We start from the raw sequence: 19,655 nt of genomic DNA, 5'->3' as shown, positions 1-19,655 counted from the left end.
GCGGGATGGAGCAGCCCGGTAGCTCGTCAGGCTCATAACCTGAAGGTCGTAGGTTCAAATCCTACTCCCGCAACCAAATCCTATAAATCATATCAAACGCCTAGCCTCGCTACCCGCGAGGCCTTTTGCGTTGCGATAAACACAGTGGAAGCAATGCGGAAGCTGATCTTGATCTTGTCCCGTTACTTAAAGCGGAACACGACGAAGCCCCCTGAGAAAGGGGCGAGATCAAAATTCCCCGAAACGGAGTTAACAAGCCCATCGATCCCTGTTCGGATGTCGACCGGTTGCGTTGCTAGGTAGATCTTGAACCTGCGAGCGTATTGGAAGGCTTGTGCGCCGCGAACCATTCCGGCACGCCGGTGATGTAGCGGAACGAGGCACCACAGCCCTAGCGGGCGTAATCCGCCCTGACCTTGGGGCTGTCGAAGCCGTCACAGCGGGGTGATGGTTTTGAACTGACGTCCGTGCCAGACCAGTGGCTTGGCGTTTGCGGAAAGGTCGATCTTCCGCGGGCGCCCGACGAACAGCACGTGATCGGTCGTCTCAATCTCTCCGACGAGGGCGCAGTCCATCGCGGCTACGGCACCGCGCAGGCGCGGGTGGCCGGAGGGCCAGGTGTCCCATGCGCCATGCTCGAACCGCTCCTCCGGCGCAACCTTGCCGGCAAAAGCCTCGGCCACCGCCTGCTGGTCCGCTTGCAGCATCGCGAAGGAAAACCCACCCTGCGCGCGGATCAGCGATGTCAGGCGGGCGCCGGAGTCGATGGAGACCAGCAGCGACGGCGGATCGACCGCCAGCGAGAGCGCTGCGGTGACGGTGCGCCCCACGCGGTCGCCGTCCTGCGCGGCGCTCACAACGCAAACGGTTGCGGCCAGCGCAGACATCGCCTGGCGGAACGCAGCTTGCGTGTCCAGCCCGGCGTCGATCATCGCATAGGAAGCCTGTGAGAGTTCAGTGCTCATGACTATCCTTTTTGCCCCGGCTCGGGCGAGAAATGCGTTTGCAGCTTGTTCGGCACGCCATCCATCTCGTCGGCATTCGCGGGCGGGGTGCCCATCGCGACGATGACAGGCCAGACCTCTGCATATTTACGGTTGAAGTCGACCCAGCCTTCGCCGTCAGGATCGGTGTCGGGGCGGATCGCGTCGGCGGGGCACTCGGGTTCGCAGACGCCGCAGTCGATGCATTCATCGGGATGGATCACGAGAGCATTTTCGCCCTCATAGAAGCAATCGACCGGACAGACCTCGACGCAATCCATGTATTTGCAGGCGATGCAGTTTTCGGTGACGACGTATGTCATGGGGAGGGGCTCATGAGCTTGGAAGAGGCCGTGCGCAGATAGCGCGCACGGCGTTCGGTGCATCAGGTGAGGTTCGACGCCGCGAACTCGTAATTTGCGAGATTGTCGAGGAAGTTCGTCACGTAGTCCGGCCGACGGTTGCGGAAGTCGACGTAGTAGCTGTGTTCCCAGACATCGAGGCCCAGCAGTGCCGAGCCCTCGCCGGTGGCGAGCGGGTTCACCCCGTTGGGCGTCTTGGTCACGCCGAGGCTGCCGTCCGACTTCTGGATCAGCCAGGCCCAACCCGAACCGAACTGTCCGGTTGCTGCGGCCTTGAACGCCGCTTTGAAATCGTCGACAGAACCGAAATCGGCGATCAGTCGCGACTCGAGTGCGCCGGGGATGCCGCCGCCCTGCGGCGAAAGGGCGTTCCAGAAATGAATGTGGTTCCAGTGCTGTCCCGCCTGGTTGAAGATGCCTTCGCGTGCAGGATCGCCGTAAGTGGCGACGACGATCTCCTCCAGAGTCTTGCCTTGAAGGTCGGCGGTCTTCTCGACGAAGCCGTTGAGCGCCGTCACATAGGCCTGATGGTGCTTGTCGTGGTGTAGTTCGAGCGTTTCCTGGCTCTTACCACGGTCAGCCAGCGCGGAATGGGAAAAGTTCAGTGCGGGAAGTTCGAAAGCCATGTCAGGTCTCCTGCGGGGGGTGGTTGCGCCGCAGCCTGCGGCGGGTTAATAAATCAAGTAAGTGCTTTGAAAAATATTGAGGCGAATATGTCAAGCGATAGCTTGGAAAAATATGCGATGGAAGATTCAGGCTGGTCGCCGCGCTCCGCCTCCGAGCGCATCCTGATGGCGTTGAAGATGCACGGGGCGCTGACCTCGGCGCAGGTCGGGGCCCGCCTCGGCACCACCGGAGAGGCCGCGCGGCAGCAATTGCTGAAACTCGCCGAAGAGGGGCTGGTCGCCGATGAACGTCGCGCCTCCGGGCGCGGGCGACCTGCGGTTTTTTGGCATCTGACCGAAAAGGGGCAGGCCCGGTTTCCGGACACGCATGCTGCGCTGACCGTGGAAATTCTGCGCAGCATTTCCGGTGTTCTGGGGGAGGAAGCGCTTGAGCGCATCATCGAAGCCCGAGAGGCGACGACGCAGGCGCTCTACGAGGCGGAAATGACGGGGTGTGGCGATTTGGCCGCACGGGTCGCGAAGCTGGCCGAGCTGCGCAATGCCGAAGGCTACATGGCCTCGGCCGAGCGTGATGCGGACGGCACCCTTCTCCTTGTCGAGAACCATTGTCCGATCTGCGCCGCGGCGACTTTCTGTCAGGGCTTTTGTCGGGCCGAACAGGCGGTGTTCAAGGCTGTTCTGGGCGAGGATGTCTCGGTCGAGCGGGTTGAACATATCGTCGAGGGCGGTCGCCGCTGCACCTATGTCATCCGCGACGCCGTGACATGAGCGCGGAGCGGCGGACCGACGTTGCGCGCGCTGGCAGGCCCGATGCGTGGACGCCCCCCGTCGCGCAGTCGCCGACACCGCTGAAGGCCGCGTTCGACCTGAGCCGCCGCAACACGCTGGGCTTGCTGTCGTGTGCCCGGTTCGGCGGGGTGCTGCACACAGAAGCCGAGATCATCGCCGCCGCGCAATATGCCGGGCGTCTCGGCCTGCCGTTTCACCTTCTGGGCGGCGGGAGCAATTGCGTGCTGGCCGAGCAGATCGACGGCGTGGTCGGGATCAACGGATTGCTTGGTCGCAGCGTGACGCGCACACCATCGGAAGCACGCGTCACGGCAAAGGCGGGTGAGAACTGGGATGCCCTGGTGCGCTGGACGGTGGAGCAGGGTATCGGCGGCCTCGAGAACCTTGCCGGGATACCGGGTACCGTTGGCGCGGCGCCGGTCCAGAATATCGGCGCCTATGGAGTGGAGCTGAAAGACTTCGTCGAGAGCGTCGACATTATCGACACGGAGACATGGACCGCTCGACGCCTCTCGGCGCGCGAATGCGGCTTCGCCTATCGGCACAGCCGTTTCAAGGAGAGGCCGGGCGTTGAGCTCGTCACCGGGGTCACGCTTCGGCTGCCCACGGATTGGAAGCCGAACATTGGCTATGCCGGTCTGGCCGACTTGCCCGGCCCGCTCAGCCCGGACAGGATCATGAAAGCCGTTCTGGCCCAACGTGCGGCGAAGATCCCGGACTGGAGGGACATCGGCAATGTCGGGTCTTTCTTTCACAACCCGATCGTTTCGGTCGCGACCGCGCGACGCTTGGCGGACGTCCCGGGGCATCCGGTGCCGGGCGGCGTGAAGCTCTCGGCGGCGAGGCTTCTCGATCTCTGCGGCCTGAAGGGGGTCCGCAGGGGCGCTGCCGGATTCTCTGACGCGCACGCGCTGATCCTCGTGAACCTCGGCGGTGCGACGGTTGAGAACGTCATCGCGCTTGCCGATCACGCCCGAGAGACGGTCCGCGCACGCTTCGGTGTCTCTCTCGTGCAGGAACCGGCATTGATCGGGCGCTGAGCCGACATGCGTGCGTCGCACCGCGAATGATCAGCCCTCTATCCCCGTCGACCGATGCGCTTGCCCTGCGGCGTCAGGCGCTTGCGCGGGGGACGAGCTTGCCCTTGAACGCGCGGTCGAAGTCGCGGTCTTCGCTGCTTTCGAGCACTTCGACCAGATATTCGGCCATCTCCGTCAGGGGCTGGCGATAGGTGGTCAATGCGTAATTCGGGCTCTGGCATTGCGGCACGTCGTCGAAGCCCGTGACCGCGATATCCTCGGGAATGCGCAGGCCGAGCTTGTGCCGGATCACGTCGATCGCGCCGATGGCGAGCGCGTCGTTCTCGCAGACGAGGATGTCGGGCATTTCGTCGCGCGGGCGATCGGTGAGAATCCGGGTCACGACCTGCTCGGCGAGGATCGGGTCATAGGCGGGCACTTCGGCGAATTCGGGGACGGTCCCGAAACGCCGCTTCCAGCAGCCCAGGAAGGTTTCCTTGCGCAGCAGATGCGCGGAGTAGGTGCGCGGACCCGCGAGGAAGAGCGGGCGGCGATAGCCCTGTTCCGCAACATAGGCGGCGATCTCCTGCATCGCGGCAGCGTCGTCCACCGCGATCGAAATCGTGTCGGGATGGCGCGAGGTGCGTGCGAAAATGATCAGCTTGTGGAAACGTCGGGCGTGCAGAGCGGTCTCGAGAACCTCATCGTCGAACTGAATCCCGATTAGGATCGCGGCATCGACGCGGCGCTGGCTGGCGTTGAGGATCGCGTGGCCCGCATCGTCGCGGTCGAGCGTGTTCACCAGAAGCGTATCCCAGCCATGCTTGCGCAGGATGCGGGTCAGCCGCTCCATCATCACCAGCTTATGCGGGTTGGCGAAGTCATCGACCAGCAGCGCGACGAGGTTCGAGCGATCCGAGGCCAATGCGGCTGCGCGCAGATCGGGCACGTAGCCGAGCTTGCTCGCCGCTTCCATCACCTTGGTCCGGGTCTTGGGCGAAATCGACGCGTCCTTCTTGAAGGCCCGGTTGACCGTCCAGCGCGAGACACCGGCAGCTTCGGCGACATCATCGGCGGTGATGTTGTTTTCGAAATTCGGTCTGCGCACGTCGCTCATCGGGATCTCCTCAAAGCTGACCTATCAGCTTTCTTGCCAGCATACACACAGAAAAGAGCGGCAGCGGAGTCCCATTTGCACGCGCGTGCAAAAAATTCTTGCACGCGCGTGCAAAACGGATGATGTTAGCGCCAGTCATCGGTCGAATCGGATCGGTTCTGGGAGGAATGCATGTTGAAAGTCGGGTTGCTGGGCGCCGGCCGTATCGGTCAGGTGCATGCGGTAAATATTGCCGGACATCCGGGCAGCACGCTTGTCGCGGTTTCGGATGTGAACGCGGAGGCGGCGCAGGCGCTCGCCGCGAAATACGACGCGAAAGCGGCAAGTTCCGAGGAGATCATCGCCAATCCCGACATCGACGCGGTGCTCATTGCCAGCTCGACCGACACCCATTCGGATCTGATCGAGAAGGCGACGGCGGCAGGCAAGGCCGTGCTCTGCGAAAAGCCGGTCGATCTATCGCTTGAACGGGCGAAAGCCTGTCTCGCGGCGGTTTCAAAAACCGGCCAGCCTGTGATGATCGGCTTCAACCGTCGGTTCGACCCGAATTTCGGCGCGCTGCGCTCTGCCGCCCACGCCGGAGAGATCGGCAAAGCCGAGCTGCTCTCGGTCACGTCCTTCGATCCTGCGCCGCCGCCGGTTTCCTACATCAAGGTCTCGGGCGGGCTGTTCCGCGATATGATGATCCATGACTTCGACATGGCGAATTTCATCATGGATAGCGCGCCGGTCAGCGTTCGCGCCGTCGGTTCGTCCATCGTCGATCCGGCGATCGGGGAGGCGGGCGACGTGGATACGGCCGTGGTCACGCTGACCTATGCCGACGGGCGCATTGCCGTGATCAAGAACTCGCGCCGGGCTGTCTACGGCTACGATCAGCGGGTCGAATTGCTGGGCTCGGAGGGGCTGCTGACCGCGGCCAACATGCTGGAGAACACGGTCTCGAAATCGACCGTGGCCGGCGTCTCTTCGGCCAAGCCCACCTATTTCTTCCTCGAACGTTACATGCCCGCCTATGCCGCGGAATGGGACGTGTTCGTCACTGCTCTGGCAGAGGGTCGACCGATGCCCGTGACTCTCGAGGATGGCGTGGCCGCGCTCGCGATGGCCGAGGCCGCAACGAAATCCGCCAAGACGGGGGAGGCCGTCGATCTGGCGACGTTCTGAGGCTCTGCCCCGGAACGGACGGAAATCGCAGGCGCGAGGAGGTGCCTGTGGTTCAAAGGCCGAAGGGATCGGCCGGGCCGCATCGGACGCGACATGGAGGAGCGCGGTGCGGTGACAAACAGAAAGTGAATCTGGGAGGATCACATGAAACAGTTTCTGCGTGCTGCAGTTGCGGCCACCGCCGTGGCTTTCGCTGCACCGGCATTCGCGACGGATATCGTCGTGGTCTCGCACGGGCAGGCCAACGACCCGTTCTGGTCGGTCGTGAAGAACGGCGTCGAACAGGCGGCGAAGGATACTGGCGTGAATGTCGAATACCGCTCGCCCGAGACTTTCGACATGGTCGCGATGAGCCAGCTGATCGACGCCGCCGTGAACCAGGAGCCCGACGGCTTGGTCGTCTCGGTTCCCGATGCGGACGCGCTTGGCCCGTCGATCAAACGGGCCGTTGCCGCAGGCATTCCGGTGATCACGATGAATGCCGGATCGGATGTGTCGAAATCGCTGGGTGCGCTCCTGCATGTCGGTCAGGACGAATTCACCGCGGGTGAACGCGCGGGTGAGAAGCTCAAGGAGATGGGTGGCAAGAACGGGCTCTGCGTCAACCAGGAGGTCGGGAATGTCTCGCTCGACCAGCGTTGCGCCGGTTTCGCCAAGGGCTTCGGCGGTCAGGTGAAAGTGCTGCCGACCACGAATGATCCGGCGGATATCGAGGCCAAGGTGCGCGCAGCCCTGCAATCCGATACGTCGATCGACACCGTGTTGGCGCTGGGTGCGGCGACGGCGGGTGAACCTTCGGTCAAGGCGGTCAAGGCGCTGGGTGAAGGTGGCGGCAAAATCAACGTCGCGAGCTTCGATCTGTCTCCGGGTTTCCTGAAGGATGTCGAGAATGGTGACGCGGCCTTCGCGATCGACCAGCAGCAGTATCTCCAAGGCTATCTGCCGGTGTCGTTCCTCGCTCTCAACGCGAAATACGGCCTGATCCCGGCGTCGAACGTCGCTTCGGGTCCGAACCTGATCACCAAGGATAAGGCGGCTCAGGTGGTCGACCTGTCGGCCAAGGGCATTCGCTGATCCACATCGGATGAGTTGAGACCGGGATGCGCGCCCCCCCTTGATGCGCGCGCATCCCACCGGCGCCACCGCGGGCGGTCGCGGAAGAGAAAGCGCCACGAACCAGCATTCTCAGGGAGGGTATAATGCCTGCCGACTCCACGGTTACCGACGAGCGCGTCCGCGAGGAGACAGTTCTCGCGCGCTTGATGAAGCGACCCGAACTGGGCGCGATCGCCGGGCTCATTCTCGTGACGATCTTCTTTCTCTTCACCGCGAATGGCTCGATGTTCACCCTGTCCGGGATCATGAACTTCCTGACGCCCGCCGCGCAGCTCGGTATTCTCGCCATCGGCGCGTCGCTGTTGATGATCGGGGGCGAGTTCGACCTCTCGATCGGCTCGATGGTCGCCTTCGCGGGGATGATCTTCGGTGCGCTCGTCGTCAATCTCGGCCTGCCGCTGATCGTGGCCATTCCCGGCACTCTGATTTTTGCGGGGTTGATGGGGGTGGTGAACGGGCAGCTGGTGATCCGCACGGGCCTGCCCTCCTTCATCGTGACGCTGGCGTTCCTCTTCATCCTGCGTGGCCTGTCGCTGGTCGGTCTGAAATATCTCACCGGCGGGTCGACCCAGCTGCGTGGCGTCCGCGAAGCGGTGAGCGATGACTGGCTGGCGCCGTTCTTCTCGGGCGATGCGTTCACCGGCCTCTTCGCGAAGCTCGCCGAATGGGGTTGGATCGACAGGTTCAAATCCGGCGCGCCGAAAGTGCCGGGCATCCCGGTCGAGATCCTGTGGTTCATCGCCATCGCGCTCTTTGCGACCTGGATCCTGCTGCGGACCCCTGCAGGCAACTGGATCTTCGCCGCGGGCGGCGACAAGACTGCCGCTTCCAATTCGGGCGTGCCGGTCAACCGGGTGAAGACGACGCTCTTCATCGTGACCGCCTGTTGCGCCGCGCTCGTCGCCATCATGACCGTGATCGACGCGGGCTCCACCGATGCGCGTCGCGGCTTCCAGAAAGAATTCGAGGCGATCATCGCAGCGGTGATCGGGGGCTCGCTGCTGACCGGCGGTTACGGCTCGGCGATCGGCGCCTTCTTCGGTTCGATCATCTTCGGCATGGTCGTGATCGGCCTGACCTACACCTCGATCGATCAGGACTGGTTCCAGGTCTTCCTGGGCGGGATGCTGCTGCTCGCCGTGATCTTCAACAACGTGATCCGCAAGCGCGTGACGGGGGAACGCTGATATGGAAATTGAGACCGCATTCCACCACGGCGCCGTCGCTGATGACGCCAAGCCCATCCTCGAGATGCGCGGCATCAAGAAGCACTTCGGCAACGTGATCGCGCTGGCCGGTGTCAGCTTCGATATCCGCCCCGGCGAGTGTCACTGCCTTCTCGGCGATAACGGCGCGGGCAAATCGACCTTCATCAAGACGATGTCGGGCGTGCACAAGCCGACCGAGGGCGAGATCCTGTTCGAGGACAAGCCGATGAACTTCTCGAGCCCGCGCGATGCGATGGAGGCCGGAATCGCCACGGTGTTTCAGGACCTCGCGATGATCCCCCTGATGAGCGTGACGCGCAATTTCTTCATGGGGCGCGAGCCCACGAAAGGGGCGGGCCCGTTCAAGCGCTTCGACGTGGCGCGGGCTAACGAAGTCTGCGTCGAGGAGATGCGCAATATGGGCATCAACCTGCGCGGTCCCGATCAGGCGGTGGGCACCCTCTCGGGGGGCGAACGTCAGACCGTCGCCATCGCGCGCGCGGTCTATTTCGGGGCGAAGGTTCTGATCCTCGACGAGCCGACCTCCGCACTCGGCGTGCGCCAGACCTCGAACGTGCTCGCCACGATCGACAAGGTGCGCAAGCAGGGCGTGGGTGTCGTGTTCATCAGCCACAACGTGCGCCATGCGATGGCGGTGGGCGATCGCTTCACCGTGCTCAATCGCGGCAAGACGCTGGGCACTGCAACCCGGGGCGAGATCACGCCGAACGAGTTGCAGGACCTGATGGCCGGTGGCCAGGAGATGGCGCAGCTTGAAGGCTCGCTCGGCGGCACGATCTGACAAGCGGCAGGGGCATCGCGCGTCCCTGTTACGCACAAGAATGACTTCAGCAACCGAGGGTGACATGGCGCTTCCGATGCCCGAAACTCCGCTTGGCGTGGCCCTGATCGGGACCGGCTTTATGGGCAAATGTCACGCCATGGCGTGGCGCAACCTCGCGACCGTCTTCGGCGGAGCGCATCCGCTGCTGGAGATCCTCTGCGACACGCCCTCCGACAAGGCCCGCGCCTTTGCCACGCAGTTCGGCTTCGCACGTTCCAGCGACGACTGGCAGGCGACTTGTGCCGATCCGGCGGTCGATGTGGTCTCGATCGCTGCGCCCAACGGGTTGCACCGCCCGATGGCCGAGACCGCCCTGCGTGCGGGCAAGCATGTCTGGCTGGAAAAGCCGATGGCGCTGACGCTGGAGGATGCGCGGGCGATGGCCGGGCTCGCCGCGGAGCATCCCGGGCAGGTCACGATCCTCGGCTACAACTACCTTCGGTCGCCCGCCTTTCAGATGGCGCGCAAGCTGATCGCCGAGGGTGCGATCGGCACGTCGCGCGCCTTCCGGGGCGTCTATGACGAAGACTATTCCGCCGACCCGCGCCTCCCGTGGTCATGGCGGATGACGCGCGAGGCTGGTGGTCTGGGCGCCTTGGGCGATCTGGGCTGCCACCTCGTGTCGCAGATGGTGGCGCTGATGGGCCCGGTGGAGGAACTGACCGCGATGACCCAGATCGCGATCCCCGAGCGCACCTCCCCCGAAGGCCCCAAGCCGGTCGAGAACGAGGACAGCGCGCTGGCCCTGATCCGGTTCGCGAGCGGCGCGCAGGGCTCGTTCGCCACGTCGCGGGTGGCGCGCGGGCGTAAGTGTCGCCTGCAATGGGAAATCCATGGCTCGGACGGCACCTTGGTCTTCGATCAGGAGAACATGAACGAGCTGTGGCTGCATCGCGCCGGAGAAGCGGGCTTCACCCGGCATCTGACCGGCCCCGATCAGCCCGATTTCGCCGCCTTCTGCCCCGCGCCGGGGCATAATTTCGGCTTCAACGAACAGAAAGTGATCGAGGCGCGTGACCTCTGCGCAGCCATCGCGGGCGGGCCGAATGCCGGCCCCGATTTCGCCGCCGGTCTGGAGATCGAGACGGTGATCCACGCGATGGCGCGCTCGAACGGTGCGCCGATCCGGATCGGAGATATCGCATGAAAAACCTCGACGTGATCACGATTGGCCGGGCCGGCGTTGATTTGTATGGCGCGCAGATTGGCGGGCGTCTGGAGGATATGGGCTCGTTCGAGAAGTATATCGGCGGGTCTCCGACGAACATCGCCTGCGGGACGGCGCGGCTGGGGCTGAAGTCGGGGCTGATCACGCGGGTCGGCGACGAGCATATGGGCCGCTTCATTCGCGAGCAGCTTCTGCGCGAAGGCGTCGATGTGACCGGCGTTGCGACCGATCCGGAGCGGCTGACCGCGCTGGTGATCCTCGGCATCCGCGATGAAGAGCAGTTTCCGCTGATCTTCTACCGCGAGAACTGCGCGGATATGGCGCTGAGCGAGGAGGATATCGACGAGGCGCTGATCGCGCGGACGCGGAGCGTGCTCGCGACCGGCACGCATCTGTCGCATCCGCGCACGCGGGCGGCGGTTCTGAAGGCGCTGGAGCTGGCGCGCAAGCATGGGGCGAAGACGGCGCTCGACATCGACTACCGCCCGAACCTTTGGGGCGTGGCGGGACATGGCGAGGGCGAGAGCCGCTTCGTCGAGAGCGCCGAGGTTACGGCCAAGCTGCAGGACGTGCTGCACCATTTCGACCTGATCGTGGGCACCGAAGAGGAGTTCCACATCGCGGGCGGCTCGACAGACACGATCGAAGCGCTGCGTGCGGTGCACAAGGTCTCCGATGCCACGCTGGTGTGCAAACGCGGAGCCGCCGGCGCGGTGGCCTTCGAGGGCGACATTCCCGACAGCCTGGATGACGGCCAGACCGGTCCGGGCTTCCCGATCGAGGTGTTCAACGTGCTGGGCGCGGGTGACGGGTTCTTCTCGGGCCTGATGAAGGGCTGGCTCGACGGCGAGAGCTGGCCGAAGGCGCTGGAATACGCCAATGCCTGCGGGGCGTTTGCGGTCTCGCGCCATGGCTGCACGCCCGCCTATCCGTCGCTGACCGAGCTGGAATTCTTCCTCAAGCGCGGCGTCAAACAACCCGATTTGCGTAACGATGCGGAGCTGGAGCAGATCCACTGGTCGACAAACCGGCACACGCGCTCGCTGCCCGATTGGCCCGATTATCGGGTCTTCGCCTTCGATCATCGGATGCAGCTCGAAGATATGCCGGGCTACACGCGCGAGAAGGGTGGGGCCTTCAAGGAGCTGTGCCTGTCGGCGGCAACCAAGGTGCAGGACGGGCGTCCGGGTTATGGTATTCTCTGCGATGACCGGATCGGGCGCGCGGCGCTGCATGCGGCCTCCGGCTCGGGCCTCTGGATCGGACGGCCCTGCGAATGGCCGGGCTCGCGCCCGCTGGAACTGGAGCCGGAACTGGGCCCCGATTGCGGCGGTCTGACCCAATGGGCGCGCGAGGAGGTGGTGAAGGTCCTGTGCTTCTGCCACCCCGATGACGGTGCCGAGACGCGGGCCAATCAAGAGGCGACAGTGAAGCGCCTCTTTACCGCGGCGCGCAGGAACGGGCTGGAATTCCTGCTCGAGGTCATTCCGTCCAAGGTGGGACCGGTCGATGCCGACACCACCGCGACCCTGATCCGGCAATTCTACGAGATCGGCGTCTATCCTGATTGGTGGAAGCTGGAACCGATGGCGGACGCGGCCGGATGGGCCAAGGCCGTGGCCGCCATCGAGGACTACGACAAGCACACCCGCGGGATCGTGGTGCTGGGCTTGGATGCGCCGGAGGCGGAACTGGCCGCCAGCTTCGAGGTCGCGGCCAGCTTCGATCTGGTCAAGGGCTTCGCCGTGGGCCGGACGATCTTCGGCGACGTGGCGCGGGCCTGGATGCAGGGTGAGCTGACCGATGCCGAGGCCGTGGTCGAGATGGCGCGGCGCTATACCCGGCTCTGCGGGATCTGGGACGCGGCGCGGGCGAAGGCGGCGAAGGCTGCGTGAGGTTTGAAACGGGGAGGGGGCTCTGCCCCCGCTCCCTGACGGGAGCCCCCCGGGATATTTGGGCCAAGAGGAAGTGGCCCCAGAGAGGAAGAGAGAGATGAGCGAGACGATCCGGCTGACCGCCGCGCAGGCGATGGTGAAGTGGCTCTCGGTGCAGATGACCGAGGATGGCGAGCGGTTCATCGAAGGGATGTGGGCGATCTTCGGGCATGGCAACGTGGCCGGGATCGGCGAGGCGCTGCATGCCTACAAGGACGTCTTCCCGACCTGGCGCGGGCAGAACGAACAAACGATGGGCCATGCGGCGATCGCCTATGCCAAGGGCCGCAAGCGCACGCGGGCGCATGCGGTAACATCAAGCATCGGGCCGGGATCGACCAACCTCGTGACGGCCGCCGCGCTGGCGCATGTGAACCGGTTGCCTGTGCTGATCGTGGCGGGCGACGTGTTCGCGACGCGGCGTCCCGATCCGGTGCTCCAGCAGGTCGAGGATTTTGACGACGGCACGGTCAGCGCCAATGACTGCTTCCGCCCGGTCTCGCGCTATTACGACCGGATCTCGCGCCCCGAGCATATCCTGTCCGCGCTGCCGCGGGCGCTGCGGGTGATGACCGACCCGGCCAATTGCGGTCCCGCCGTGCTGGCCTTCTGTCAGGACACGCAGGCCGAGGCTTACGATTACCCGGTCGAGTTCTTTGAGCCGCGCGTCTGGCGCATTCGCCGTCCGGCCCCCGATGCGGGGGAACTGGCGCGCGTGGCGGAGATGGTGAAGGCGGCGAAGAACCCGGTGATCATCGCGGGCGGCGGTGTGGTCTATAGCCAAGCCGAGGACACGCTGGCCGAGTTCGCGTCGAAGCATCAGATCCCGGTGGCCGAGACACAGGCAGGCAAGTCGAGCCTCGCGCAGAGCCATCCGATGAGTTTCGGGGCCTCGGGTGTCGATGGATCGGCGGCGGCCAATGCCGCCTTGCAAAACGCCGATCTGGTGATCGGGGTCGGCACGCGGTTCCAGGACTTCACCACCGGCTCGCGGACGCTGTTCGGGGCAGGGGCGAAGCTCGTCTCGATCAATATCCACGGCTATGACGCGGCCAAGCACGGGGCTGAGAGCCTCGTGGCCGATGCCAAGGTCGCGCTCGAGCAGCTGAGCGCGGCGCTTGGCGATTATCAGGCCGAGGCGCCCGATGCGGGGGCCCGCGAGGACTGGCTGCGCGCGGTCGACGCTTATTGCGCGCGTCCCGAGGATCAGGCGGCGCTGCCGACCGACGGTCAGGTGATCGGGGCGGCGCAGCGTGCCACGGGAGACGACGCGGTGGCGATGTGTGCCGCGGGCACGATGCCCGGCGCGCTGAAGCTTTTGTGGAAGCCCTCTCAGGGCGGCTATCACATGGAATACGGCTATTCCTGCATGGGCTACGAGGTGGCGGGCGCGATGGGCCTCAAGCTCGCGCGGCCCGAGCGTGACGTGCTCTGCTTCGTGGGCGACGGCTCCTACATGATGGCGAATTCGGAGCTCGCGACGGCGGTGATGCGCCGCGTGCCCTTCACGGTGATCCTGACCGACAACCGCGGCTACGGCTGTATCAACCGGCTGCAGACGATGGGCTGCGGCGGCGAGCCCTTCAACAACATGTATGTCGATTGCAATGTCGAGGTGCAGCCCGAGATCGACTACGTCGCGCATGCCGCGTCGATGGGCGCGCATGCGGTGAAGGCGGCCAATACCGATCAGCTGGAAGTGGAAGTGAAAGCCGCACGCGAGCGCGACATCCCGACGGTCATCGTGATCGACACCGTGGCCGAGGACTTCCCCGGCACCGGGCTGGAGACCACGGCGGGCGAACATGGCTTCTTCTGGGACGTCGCGGTGCCCGAGGTCTCGGACCGCCAGAAGCAGCGCGACCGCTTCGAGGAATACCTGACCCAGATCGCAAACGCGCGGCTGGTGAATTGAGGAGGAAAGAGATGATCCGTTTCGGCACGAACCCGATCGCCTGGGCCAATGACGACGACCATTCCCTGGGCGCGCATATCCCGACCGAGCAGATCCTGCGCGAGGCCGCCGAGATTGGCTTCGATGGGATCGAGAACGGTCATCGCTGGCCGCAGGACGACGCGGAAGCGCTCAAGCAGCTGCTGGGCGGCTACGGGCTGGATTTCGTTTCGGGCTGGTATTCGCTGAATCTTCTGACGCAATCAGTGGAAGCTGAGAAGGCGGCCATCCAGCCGCATCTCGACAAGCTGAAGCATAATGGCTGCAAGGTCTGCATCGCCTGCGAGACGTCGAATTCGGTGCAGGGGCAGGATGTGCCGCTGTCAGAGAAGGCGGTGCTGAGCGCGGCCGATATGGCGGCGTTCGGGGCGAAGATCGAGGAACTGGCGGCGTTCACCGCCGAGCAGGGCATCGATCTGGTCTATCACCACCACATGGGCACCGTCGTCGAGACGCCTGCCGAGATCGACGCGTTCATGGCGGCGACCGGGCCTGCGACGAAGCTGCTGTTCGATGCGGGGCATTGCTATTTCGGCGGCGACGGGGGCGATCCCGCGCAGATGCTGCGCAAATACGTCGACCGCGTTCGCCATTTCCACGCCAAGAACGTTCGCCCCGAGGTGATGCGGCAGGTCCGCGACACCGGCATGAGTTTCATGGACGGGGTGCGCGCAGGTGTCTTCACCGTGCCGGGTGATCCCGACGGCGGCGTGGAGTTCGGACCGCTCCTGCGGATTCTGAAGGAGGCGGGCTATGACGGCTGGATCGTGATCGAGGCCGAGCAGGATCCCGATCTGCGCAATCCGTTCGAGTATCAGTCGCTGGGGCTGAAGACGTTGAAAGGCGCGGCTGCCGAGGTGGGGTTGATCGCGGGTTGAGACCGGGAGGGGGCTCTGCCCCCGCTCCCTGACGGGAGCCCCCCGGGATATTTTGAGCAGTTGGAAGGAGAAAGACATGGCGGATCTGTTGCGCAAACCCTTTGGGGCCCACGGCAAGGTGCACGAGATTACCCCGCAATCGGCGGGCTGGCGCTATGTCGGCTTCTCGCTCTATCGGCTGCGTCCGGGGGAGAGTGCGGCGGAGGCGACTGGCGACCGTGAGGTGATCCTCGTGATGGTCGAGGGCAAGGCCACGATCAGGGCCGCCGGGCAGGATTGGGGCGTGTTGGGCGAGCGGATGGATGTCTTCGAGAAGACGCCACCGCATTGCCTCTACGTGCCCAACGATCAGGATTGGGAGGCCGTGGCAGAGACGGACTGCACCATCGCGGTTTGCCTCGCGCCGGGCAAAGGTGGTCACAAGGCGCGCCGCATCGGCCCCGACGGGATCAGCCTGACCGAGCGCGGAAAGAGCACCAATACGCGCTACATCAACAATATCGCGATGGAGGCGGAGGATTACTGCGACAGCCTTCTGGTGACCGAGGTCTTCACCCCGGCGGGCCATTGGTCGAGCTATCCCAGCCACCGCCATGACGAGGATGACTTCCCGCGCATCACCTATCTCGAAGAGACCTATTACCACCGCCTGAACCCGGCACAGGGCTTCGGCATCCAGCGCGTCTATACCGAGGACGGCACACTCGACGAGACGATGGCGGTCTCGGATGGCGACGTTGTGTTGGTGCCGCGCGGGCATCATCCCTGCGGGGCACCCTACGGGTTCGAGATGTATTACCTCAACGTGATGGCCGGGCCGCGTCGGAACTGGCGGTTCCAGGCGGATCCGGCGGTGCAGTGGATCATGGAGCGCGATGCCTGAGGACATCCGGGTGGAGAAGATGATGGAACAACCGTTTCAACTGGCGGCCTGCGCCGAGATGCTCTGGCGCGACCGACCGATCGAATGGCGCGCAGCGCGGCTGACCGAGATGGGCTTCGGCGTGGGGTTGTGGAACTGGCCGGATCACGACCTCGATAAGCTCGAGGCGGTGGGGGCGAATTACACGATCATGAACGGCTATCTGGAGGGGCGGCTGAGTGACCCAGAGGGGGCGGAAATGCTGCTGCGCTCGGCGCGTGAGACCGCGGCGGTCGGCAAGCGGCTCGGCGTGGACCGGCTCAACCTGCATGGCACTGGTCTTGGCGACGGCGGTATCCCGATCCCGCAGCATGGCAGCTTCGCGCCGGGCAGCTTCCAGCGGGCCTGCGATACGCTGAACCGGATTTGCGATCTGGCCGAGGAAGAGGGAGTGGTCTTCACGCTCGAGAACCTCAACCCGATCGATCATCCGGGCTGTCCCTTCGGCTCTACCGCGGATGTGCTGGCGCTGGTCTCCACCGTCGATCGTCCACAGCTGCGGATCAATCTCGACCTCTATCATACGCAGATCGGCGAAGGGGATCTGATCCGCTGGTGCAAGGCGAGCCTGCCCTGGATCGGCGAGGTTCAGGTGGCCGACAATCCGGGGCGCTTCGAGCCGGGCACGGGTGAGATCAACTATGCCGGTGTGGCGAAAGCGCTGCAGCAGATGGGCTATCGCGGTCCGGTCGCCATGGAGGCCTTCGCGCAGGGCGATGAGGAGGCGGCACTCGAGGCGTTCCGCACCGCCTTCACACTCTGAGACCCGTCGATATGCAAAGCGGTGTGCTGGTCGCGCTTCCGATCCGCATACTGTTCCGTTCCGCCACTGAAGTGGACCGTCGCGCCAGTGGCACGACGACACCAACGACAGCATTGTGCTTTGGGCTAACGTCCACCGGCCCCGGAATCCCTTGTCCCGATGGACCAGGGCAAGTCATGCCCTAACTGTCAAACCCGACCACTCAGGTGGGGCTGATCACCGGCCCGACCAAGTCGCTGGAACTGGGTCAGACCGAGACGCTGGAGAGCGGTCTCGTCTGGCTTCGGCATCGCGTGACCAAGGAAAGCTGAAATGCCCGTTACCCCCAAAGCCCCGCTCGCCATCGTGGCGCTTGCGACACTCCTGTCCCTCGTTGTTTTCACCCTGCCGCTGACCACGCTCGAGGCGATGACCGCCGCGCTCGGGCTTGGCCCCGCGCAGCAGGCGTGGATCATGTCGGGGATGCCGCTGGGAGCCGCCTGCGGGCTTCTGATCGCCGGGGCCTTCGGGGATACGCTGGGGCGGAGGCTGACCTTCGTGGGCGGGCTTTGGCTTACCGCGCTCGCTTCTGTTGCCGCCGCGCTCGCGCCGACCGGTCTGTTTCTGATCGTCGCGCGTGTCGTGCAGGGCCTCGGCAGCGCCGGGATCATGGCCTGCGGCCTCGGGCTTCTGGGCCAGATCTACGAGGGCGAGCCACGCCGCCGTGCCGCCGCGATCTGGGCCGCGGGCCTTGGCGCGGGCGTGGCGCTCGGGCCGATCCTTGCCGCGGCGCTGCTGCCGATTGGCGGATGGCCCGCAGGGCATTGGGCGATCGCGCTTGCCGCGACCATCCTTGCGCTGAGCGCCTCAGCCCGCCTGCCCGAGAGCCCGCGCAGCCCGCATCGGGTCGACCTCACGGGCGGCCTGCTTCTGATGCTCGGCCTCGGCTGCCTGCTTTCGGCGCTCACCGAGTTGCGGTTGGGAGCTTTCGGCGTGGTGGGCTTGCTCGCATTGGGCGCGCTGGCTTTTCTGGCTCTCTTTTTGCGCACCGAACGCCGGGCTCCGAACCCGATCCTGCGGCTCGATCTCTTTGCCCATGCGCCCTTCACCGGCGCGACACTCGCGGCTTTCGCCTCGGGCGCGGGCGTGCTTGCGCTGATGTCTCTGGTGCCAACCGTGCTGGTGCGCGGCATGGGGCAGACGCCACTTATGGCCGCTTTCGTTCTCCTCGCATGGTCGGCGTTGACCGCGATCGCCGCGCTCAGCGCGCATCGCTTGCCCGCGCGCTGGAGCTCGCGCCAACGCGTGATCGGCGGGATCGTCGGCTGCGGGGTCGGGCAGGCCCTGATGCTGCTTGCGACGCCTGCGGCGAGTTGGGCGATCCTCGTGCCGGGGCTGCTGATTGCCGGGGTCTCGAACGGTATCCTGAACGCCGCGCTGGGGCATGAGGCGGTGCAATCCGTCCCGCCCGAGCGCGCCGCGATGGGGTCGGCCGCCAACAATACCGCGCGCTACCTCGGCTCCGCGCTCGGGATCGCCTTGATCTCGATCCTGATTGCCGGACGCGATGGCGAGCGCTTCTTCGCGGGCTGGCACGAGGCCGTGGTGATGAGCACCTTGTTCAGCGGACTGGCAGTGTTTGCGATGCTCGGTCTCGCACGCGAGCGCGGTTCCCTCGGTGCGCGATGAGCGCAGTCCTGTGTCAGGCGTCGCCGGACCGCTCGCTGAGGATCCAGGTGGCCGCACCCTGAACGTGCCGCGGCGTGCGACTACTGCCGGGTCAGCCTCACCGTGAACCCACCGCCACTCATGCTGAATGTAGCAAGCTTGCGTGCGTCATAGGCGGCATGCACATCGAACGACTTGAAGTAAAACGGCCAGACATATCCGGGGCCCAAGACGACGCGATAGGATATGTCGCAGATCACGGTGTCGTCGTTTTGCTTCTTGGCTGTCGTTGCCATCTGCGCCACGCGCCGACCATCATACATGGCCATCGGCGAAGGACAGGTTTTACCGTTTGCCAGCTTTGCGAAGAATTCCGTCGGGGAGATCACACCGGCGGGGACCTTTCCGGCGTCCGTCATCTCGGTCATTTCAGAGCGCGGTGTAATCTTAACGGCCGTCACGGTGTCCGCGTCTCGGACAATCGCGATATCGCGCGTTTCGCTGCCCCGGCTCGTCCCGAGGTAATCGACCTCATGACCTTTGGCCTGCGTCACCGCCTCGAAGGTGCCGTCGTCCAAGCCGAACGGCGTGTTGTCGAGCGAGAGCAGCAGTTTCGCATTACTGCCTTGCCCCTCGAATTGCAGCATGCCCAGGGATCGGTGCCCCAGCGTGACCTTGTAGATTTGCTTTTCGGCCGCTGCCGGTCCCGCCAGCAGGCCGGAAAAAGTCGCAACGAGAAGGAGAATGCGTGTCATGAAAAATCCGTAGGCCAATGCTTTTTGTTATGCCTACTTCCTCCCACATAGCTGTGCGATATCCAACTCCGTGAAGGAGGGCCGACAACTAGACAAAATTGCAAAGATCTTTCCGGAAACAGGGTATCTGCGCAGTTCGACTTCTGCGTGGCCACAGGGCCTGTGGGGCGGCGCGCAATGTTGCGGGCTGTACGCTGAATTCGTTAGTAGATTCTGGCGAGCTTCAAGCAAAGCTTTGCGGGTCTTTTGCGCATAGGTTTGCGCAAATTTCGCGTAACTTTGCGTTTTAAGTCGGTATCTTACGAAGCGAATTCTTTCCGAGTCGACCTTAGGGTCAGGATGCATTGATTTCTGTTGCGTCGCGTGATTCACGGCTCCGAAAACGGAGCGGTGACGTGAGCGA

General features: G+C 64.5%; 19 protein-coding genes. 13 read left to right on the top strand and 6 right to left on the bottom strand.

Annotated elements, in window-relative coordinates:
• Positions 1–182 precede the first annotated feature (182 nt).
• From tnpB to BMI87_RS21080, 4 genes are all read right to left on the bottom strand, one after another.
• A complete protein-coding gene (gene tnpB / locus BMI87_RS23050; protein ID WP_078523454.1) occupies positions 183–350 on the bottom strand; it encodes an IS66 family insertion sequence element accessory protein TnpB in 168 nt (55 codons plus the stop codon).
• An 84-nt stretch (positions 351–434) separates the two neighbouring features.
• On the bottom strand, positions 435–965 hold the full coding sequence (locus tag BMI87_RS21090; RefSeq protein WP_078523453.1) for a flavin reductase family protein: 531 nt from the start codon (positions 963–965) through the stop codon (positions 435–437).
• Positions 966–967: 2 nt separating this feature from the next.
• On the bottom strand, positions 968–1,306 hold the full coding sequence (fdxA, locus tag BMI87_RS21085) for a ferredoxin FdxA (protein ID WP_078523452.1): 339 nt from the start codon (positions 1,304–1,306) through the stop codon (positions 968–970).
• Between the two features lie 62 nt (positions 1,307–1,368).
• Positions 1,369–1,971 carry a superoxide dismutase gene (locus tag BMI87_RS21080; RefSeq protein ID WP_078523451.1) on the bottom strand — a complete coding sequence of 201 codons (603 nt, stop codon included), beginning with the start codon at positions 1,969–1,971 and terminating at the stop codon, positions 1,369–1,371.
• An 87-nt stretch (positions 1,972–2,058) separates the two neighbouring features.
• On the opposite strand from BMI87_RS21080, the gene BMI87_RS21075 reads away from it, so the two are divergent.
• Together BMI87_RS21075 and murB are read left to right on the top strand one after the other, a co-directional pair.
• Positions 2,059–2,739 (top strand): metalloregulator ArsR/SmtB family transcription factor, encoded by a 681-nt coding sequence (locus tag BMI87_RS21075; RefSeq protein WP_246832769.1) that lies wholly within the window; start codon positions 2,059–2,061, stop codon positions 2,737–2,739.
• A complete protein-coding gene (gene murB / locus BMI87_RS21070) occupies positions 2,736–3,800 on the top strand; it encodes a UDP-N-acetylmuramate dehydrogenase (protein WP_078523450.1) in 1,065 nt (354 codons plus the stop codon). Before BMI87_RS21075 ends, murB begins: the two co-directional genes overlap by 4 nt.
• A gap of 73 nt (positions 3,801–3,873) precedes the next feature.
• Here murB and BMI87_RS21065 read toward each other — a convergent pair whose 3' ends face one another.
• Complete coding sequence (locus tag BMI87_RS21065; protein WP_078523449.1) at positions 3,874–4,896, bottom strand: LacI family DNA-binding transcriptional regulator; 1,023 nt, start codon at positions 4,894–4,896, stop codon at positions 3,874–3,876.
• A gap of 171 nt (positions 4,897–5,067) precedes the next feature.
• Here BMI87_RS21065 and iolG point away from each other — a divergent pair, with 171 nt between their 5' ends.
• From iolG to BMI87_RS21010, 11 genes are all read left to right on the top strand, one after another.
• A complete protein-coding gene (gene iolG / locus BMI87_RS21060) occupies positions 5,068–6,063 on the top strand; it encodes an inositol 2-dehydrogenase (RefSeq protein WP_078523448.1) in 996 nt (331 codons plus the stop codon).
• Between the two features lie 144 nt (positions 6,064–6,207).
• Positions 6,208–7,137: a sugar ABC transporter substrate-binding protein gene (locus tag BMI87_RS21055; protein ID WP_078523447.1), complete on the top strand. Its 930-nt coding sequence runs from the start codon at positions 6,208–6,210 to the stop codon at positions 7,135–7,137.
• A gap of 125 nt (positions 7,138–7,262) precedes the next feature.
• Positions 7,263–8,366 carry an ABC transporter permease gene (locus tag BMI87_RS21050; protein ID WP_078523446.1) on the top strand — a complete coding sequence of 368 codons (1,104 nt, stop codon included), beginning with the start codon at positions 7,263–7,265 and terminating at the stop codon, positions 8,364–8,366.
• Position 8,367: 1 nt separating this feature from the next.
• Positions 8,368–9,189 (top strand): ATP-binding cassette domain-containing protein, encoded by an 822-nt coding sequence (locus BMI87_RS21045; protein WP_078523445.1) that lies wholly within the window; start codon positions 8,368–8,370, stop codon positions 9,187–9,189.
• Positions 9,190–9,253: 64 nt separating this feature from the next.
• On the top strand, positions 9,254–10,378 hold the full coding sequence (locus BMI87_RS21040) for a Gfo/Idh/MocA family protein (RefSeq protein ID WP_078523444.1): 1,125 nt from the start codon (positions 9,254–9,256) through the stop codon (positions 10,376–10,378).
• Positions 10,375–12,294, top strand: a complete 1,920-nt coding sequence (gene iolC / locus BMI87_RS21035) for a 5-dehydro-2-deoxygluconokinase (RefSeq protein WP_078523443.1) — start codon at positions 10,375–10,377, stop codon at positions 12,292–12,294. The genes BMI87_RS21040 and iolC overlap by 4 nt, the downstream gene beginning before the upstream one ends.
• Before the next feature lie 97 nt (positions 12,295–12,391).
• On the top strand, positions 12,392–14,248 hold the full coding sequence (gene iolD / locus BMI87_RS21030) for a 3D-(3,5/4)-trihydroxycyclohexane-1,2-dione acylhydrolase (decyclizing) (protein ID WP_078523442.1): 1,857 nt from the start codon (positions 12,392–12,394) through the stop codon (positions 14,246–14,248).
• Positions 14,249–14,259: 11 nt separating this feature from the next.
• Positions 14,260–15,165 (top strand): myo-inosose-2 dehydratase, encoded by a 906-nt coding sequence (iolE, locus tag BMI87_RS21025; RefSeq protein WP_078523441.1) that lies wholly within the window; start codon positions 14,260–14,262, stop codon positions 15,163–15,165.
• Between the two features lie 76 nt (positions 15,166–15,241).
• Positions 15,242–16,048, top strand: a complete 807-nt coding sequence (gene iolB, locus BMI87_RS21020; protein WP_078523440.1) for a 5-deoxy-glucuronate isomerase — start codon at positions 15,242–15,244, stop codon at positions 16,046–16,048.
• Between the two features lie 22 nt (positions 16,049–16,070).
• Positions 16,071–16,850: a TIM barrel protein gene (locus BMI87_RS21015; RefSeq protein ID WP_078523455.1), complete on the top strand. Its 780-nt coding sequence runs from the start codon at positions 16,071–16,073 to the stop codon at positions 16,848–16,850.
• Between the two features lie 312 nt (positions 16,851–17,162).
• Positions 17,163–18,518 (top strand): MFS transporter, encoded by a 1,356-nt coding sequence (locus BMI87_RS21010; RefSeq protein ID WP_078523439.1) that lies wholly within the window; start codon positions 17,163–17,165, stop codon positions 18,516–18,518.
• Between the two features lie 80 nt (positions 18,519–18,598).
• Here BMI87_RS21010 and BMI87_RS21005 read toward each other — a convergent pair whose 3' ends face one another.
• Positions 18,599–19,252 (bottom strand): hypothetical protein, encoded by a 654-nt coding sequence (locus BMI87_RS21005; RefSeq protein WP_146681719.1) that lies wholly within the window; start codon positions 19,250–19,252, stop codon positions 18,599–18,601.
• Positions 19,253–19,655: the final 403 nt, after the last annotated feature.

Origin of the sequence: Thioclava sp. F28-4 (genome assembly GCF_002020045.1) — a bacterium.
GTDB lineage: Bacteria > Pseudomonadota > Alphaproteobacteria > Rhodobacterales > Rhodobacteraceae > Thioclava > Thioclava sediminum.
Note: the sequence above shows the minus strand (reverse complement) of the source record. Positions and strands in the feature narration are given on the sequence as shown.

Bases quoted from the DNA above. Each gene is read 5' to 3' on its own strand.
- BMI87_RS21045 (WP_078523445.1), top strand. From the start codon at position 8,368: ATGGAAATTGAGACCGCATTCCACCACGGCGCCGTCGCTGATGACGCC.
- iolB (WP_078523440.1), top strand. From the start codon at position 15,242: ATGGCGGATCTGTTGCGCAAACCCTTTGGGGCCCACGGCAAGGTGCAC.
- BMI87_RS21040 (WP_078523444.1), top strand. From the start codon at position 9,254: ATGGCGCTTCCGATGCCCGAAACTCCGCTTGGCGTGGCCCTGATCGGG.
- BMI87_RS21015 (WP_078523455.1), top strand. From the start codon at position 16,071: ATGGAACAACCGTTTCAACTGGCGGCCTGCGCCGAGATGCTCTGGCGC.
- BMI87_RS21080 (WP_078523451.1), bottom strand. From the start codon at position 1,971: ATGGCTTTCGAACTTCCCGCACTGAACTTTTCCCATTCCGCGCTGGCT.
- iolG (WP_078523448.1), top strand. From the start codon at position 5,068: ATGTTGAAAGTCGGGTTGCTGGGCGCCGGCCGTATCGGTCAGGTGCAT.
- iolD (WP_078523442.1), top strand. From the start codon at position 12,392: ATGAGCGAGACGATCCGGCTGACCGCCGCGCAGGCGATGGTGAAGTGG.
- BMI87_RS21005 (WP_146681719.1), bottom strand. From the start codon at position 19,252: ATGACACGCATTCTCCTTCTCGTTGCGACTTTTTCCGGCCTGCTGGCG.
- BMI87_RS21090 (WP_078523453.1), bottom strand. From the start codon at position 965: ATGAGCACTGAACTCTCACAGGCTTCCTATGCGATGATCGACGCCGGG.
- BMI87_RS21065 (WP_078523449.1), bottom strand. From the start codon at position 4,896: ATGAGCGACGTGCGCAGACCGAATTTCGAAAACAACATCACCGCCGAT.
- iolE (WP_078523441.1), top strand. From the start codon at position 14,260: ATGATCCGTTTCGGCACGAACCCGATCGCCTGGGCCAATGACGACGAC.
- BMI87_RS21055 (WP_078523447.1), top strand. From the start codon at position 6,208: ATGAAACAGTTTCTGCGTGCTGCAGTTGCGGCCACCGCCGTGGCTTTC.
- tnpB (WP_078523454.1), bottom strand. From the start codon at position 350: ATGGTTCGCGGCGCACAAGCCTTCCAATACGCTCGCAGGTTCAAGATC.
- fdxA (WP_078523452.1), bottom strand. From the start codon at position 1,306: ATGACATACGTCGTCACCGAAAACTGCATCGCCTGCAAATACATGGAT.
- murB (WP_078523450.1), top strand. From the start codon at position 2,736: ATGAGCGCGGAGCGGCGGACCGACGTTGCGCGCGCTGGCAGGCCCGAT.
- iolC (WP_078523443.1), top strand. From the start codon at position 10,375: ATGAAAAACCTCGACGTGATCACGATTGGCCGGGCCGGCGTTGATTTG.
- BMI87_RS21010 (WP_078523439.1), top strand. From the start codon at position 17,163: ATGCCCGTTACCCCCAAAGCCCCGCTCGCCATCGTGGCGCTTGCGACA.
- BMI87_RS21075 (WP_246832769.1), top strand. From the start codon at position 2,059: ATGTCAAGCGATAGCTTGGAAAAATATGCGATGGAAGATTCAGGCTGG.
- BMI87_RS21050 (WP_078523446.1), top strand. From the start codon at position 7,263: ATGCCTGCCGACTCCACGGTTACCGACGAGCGCGTCCGCGAGGAGACA.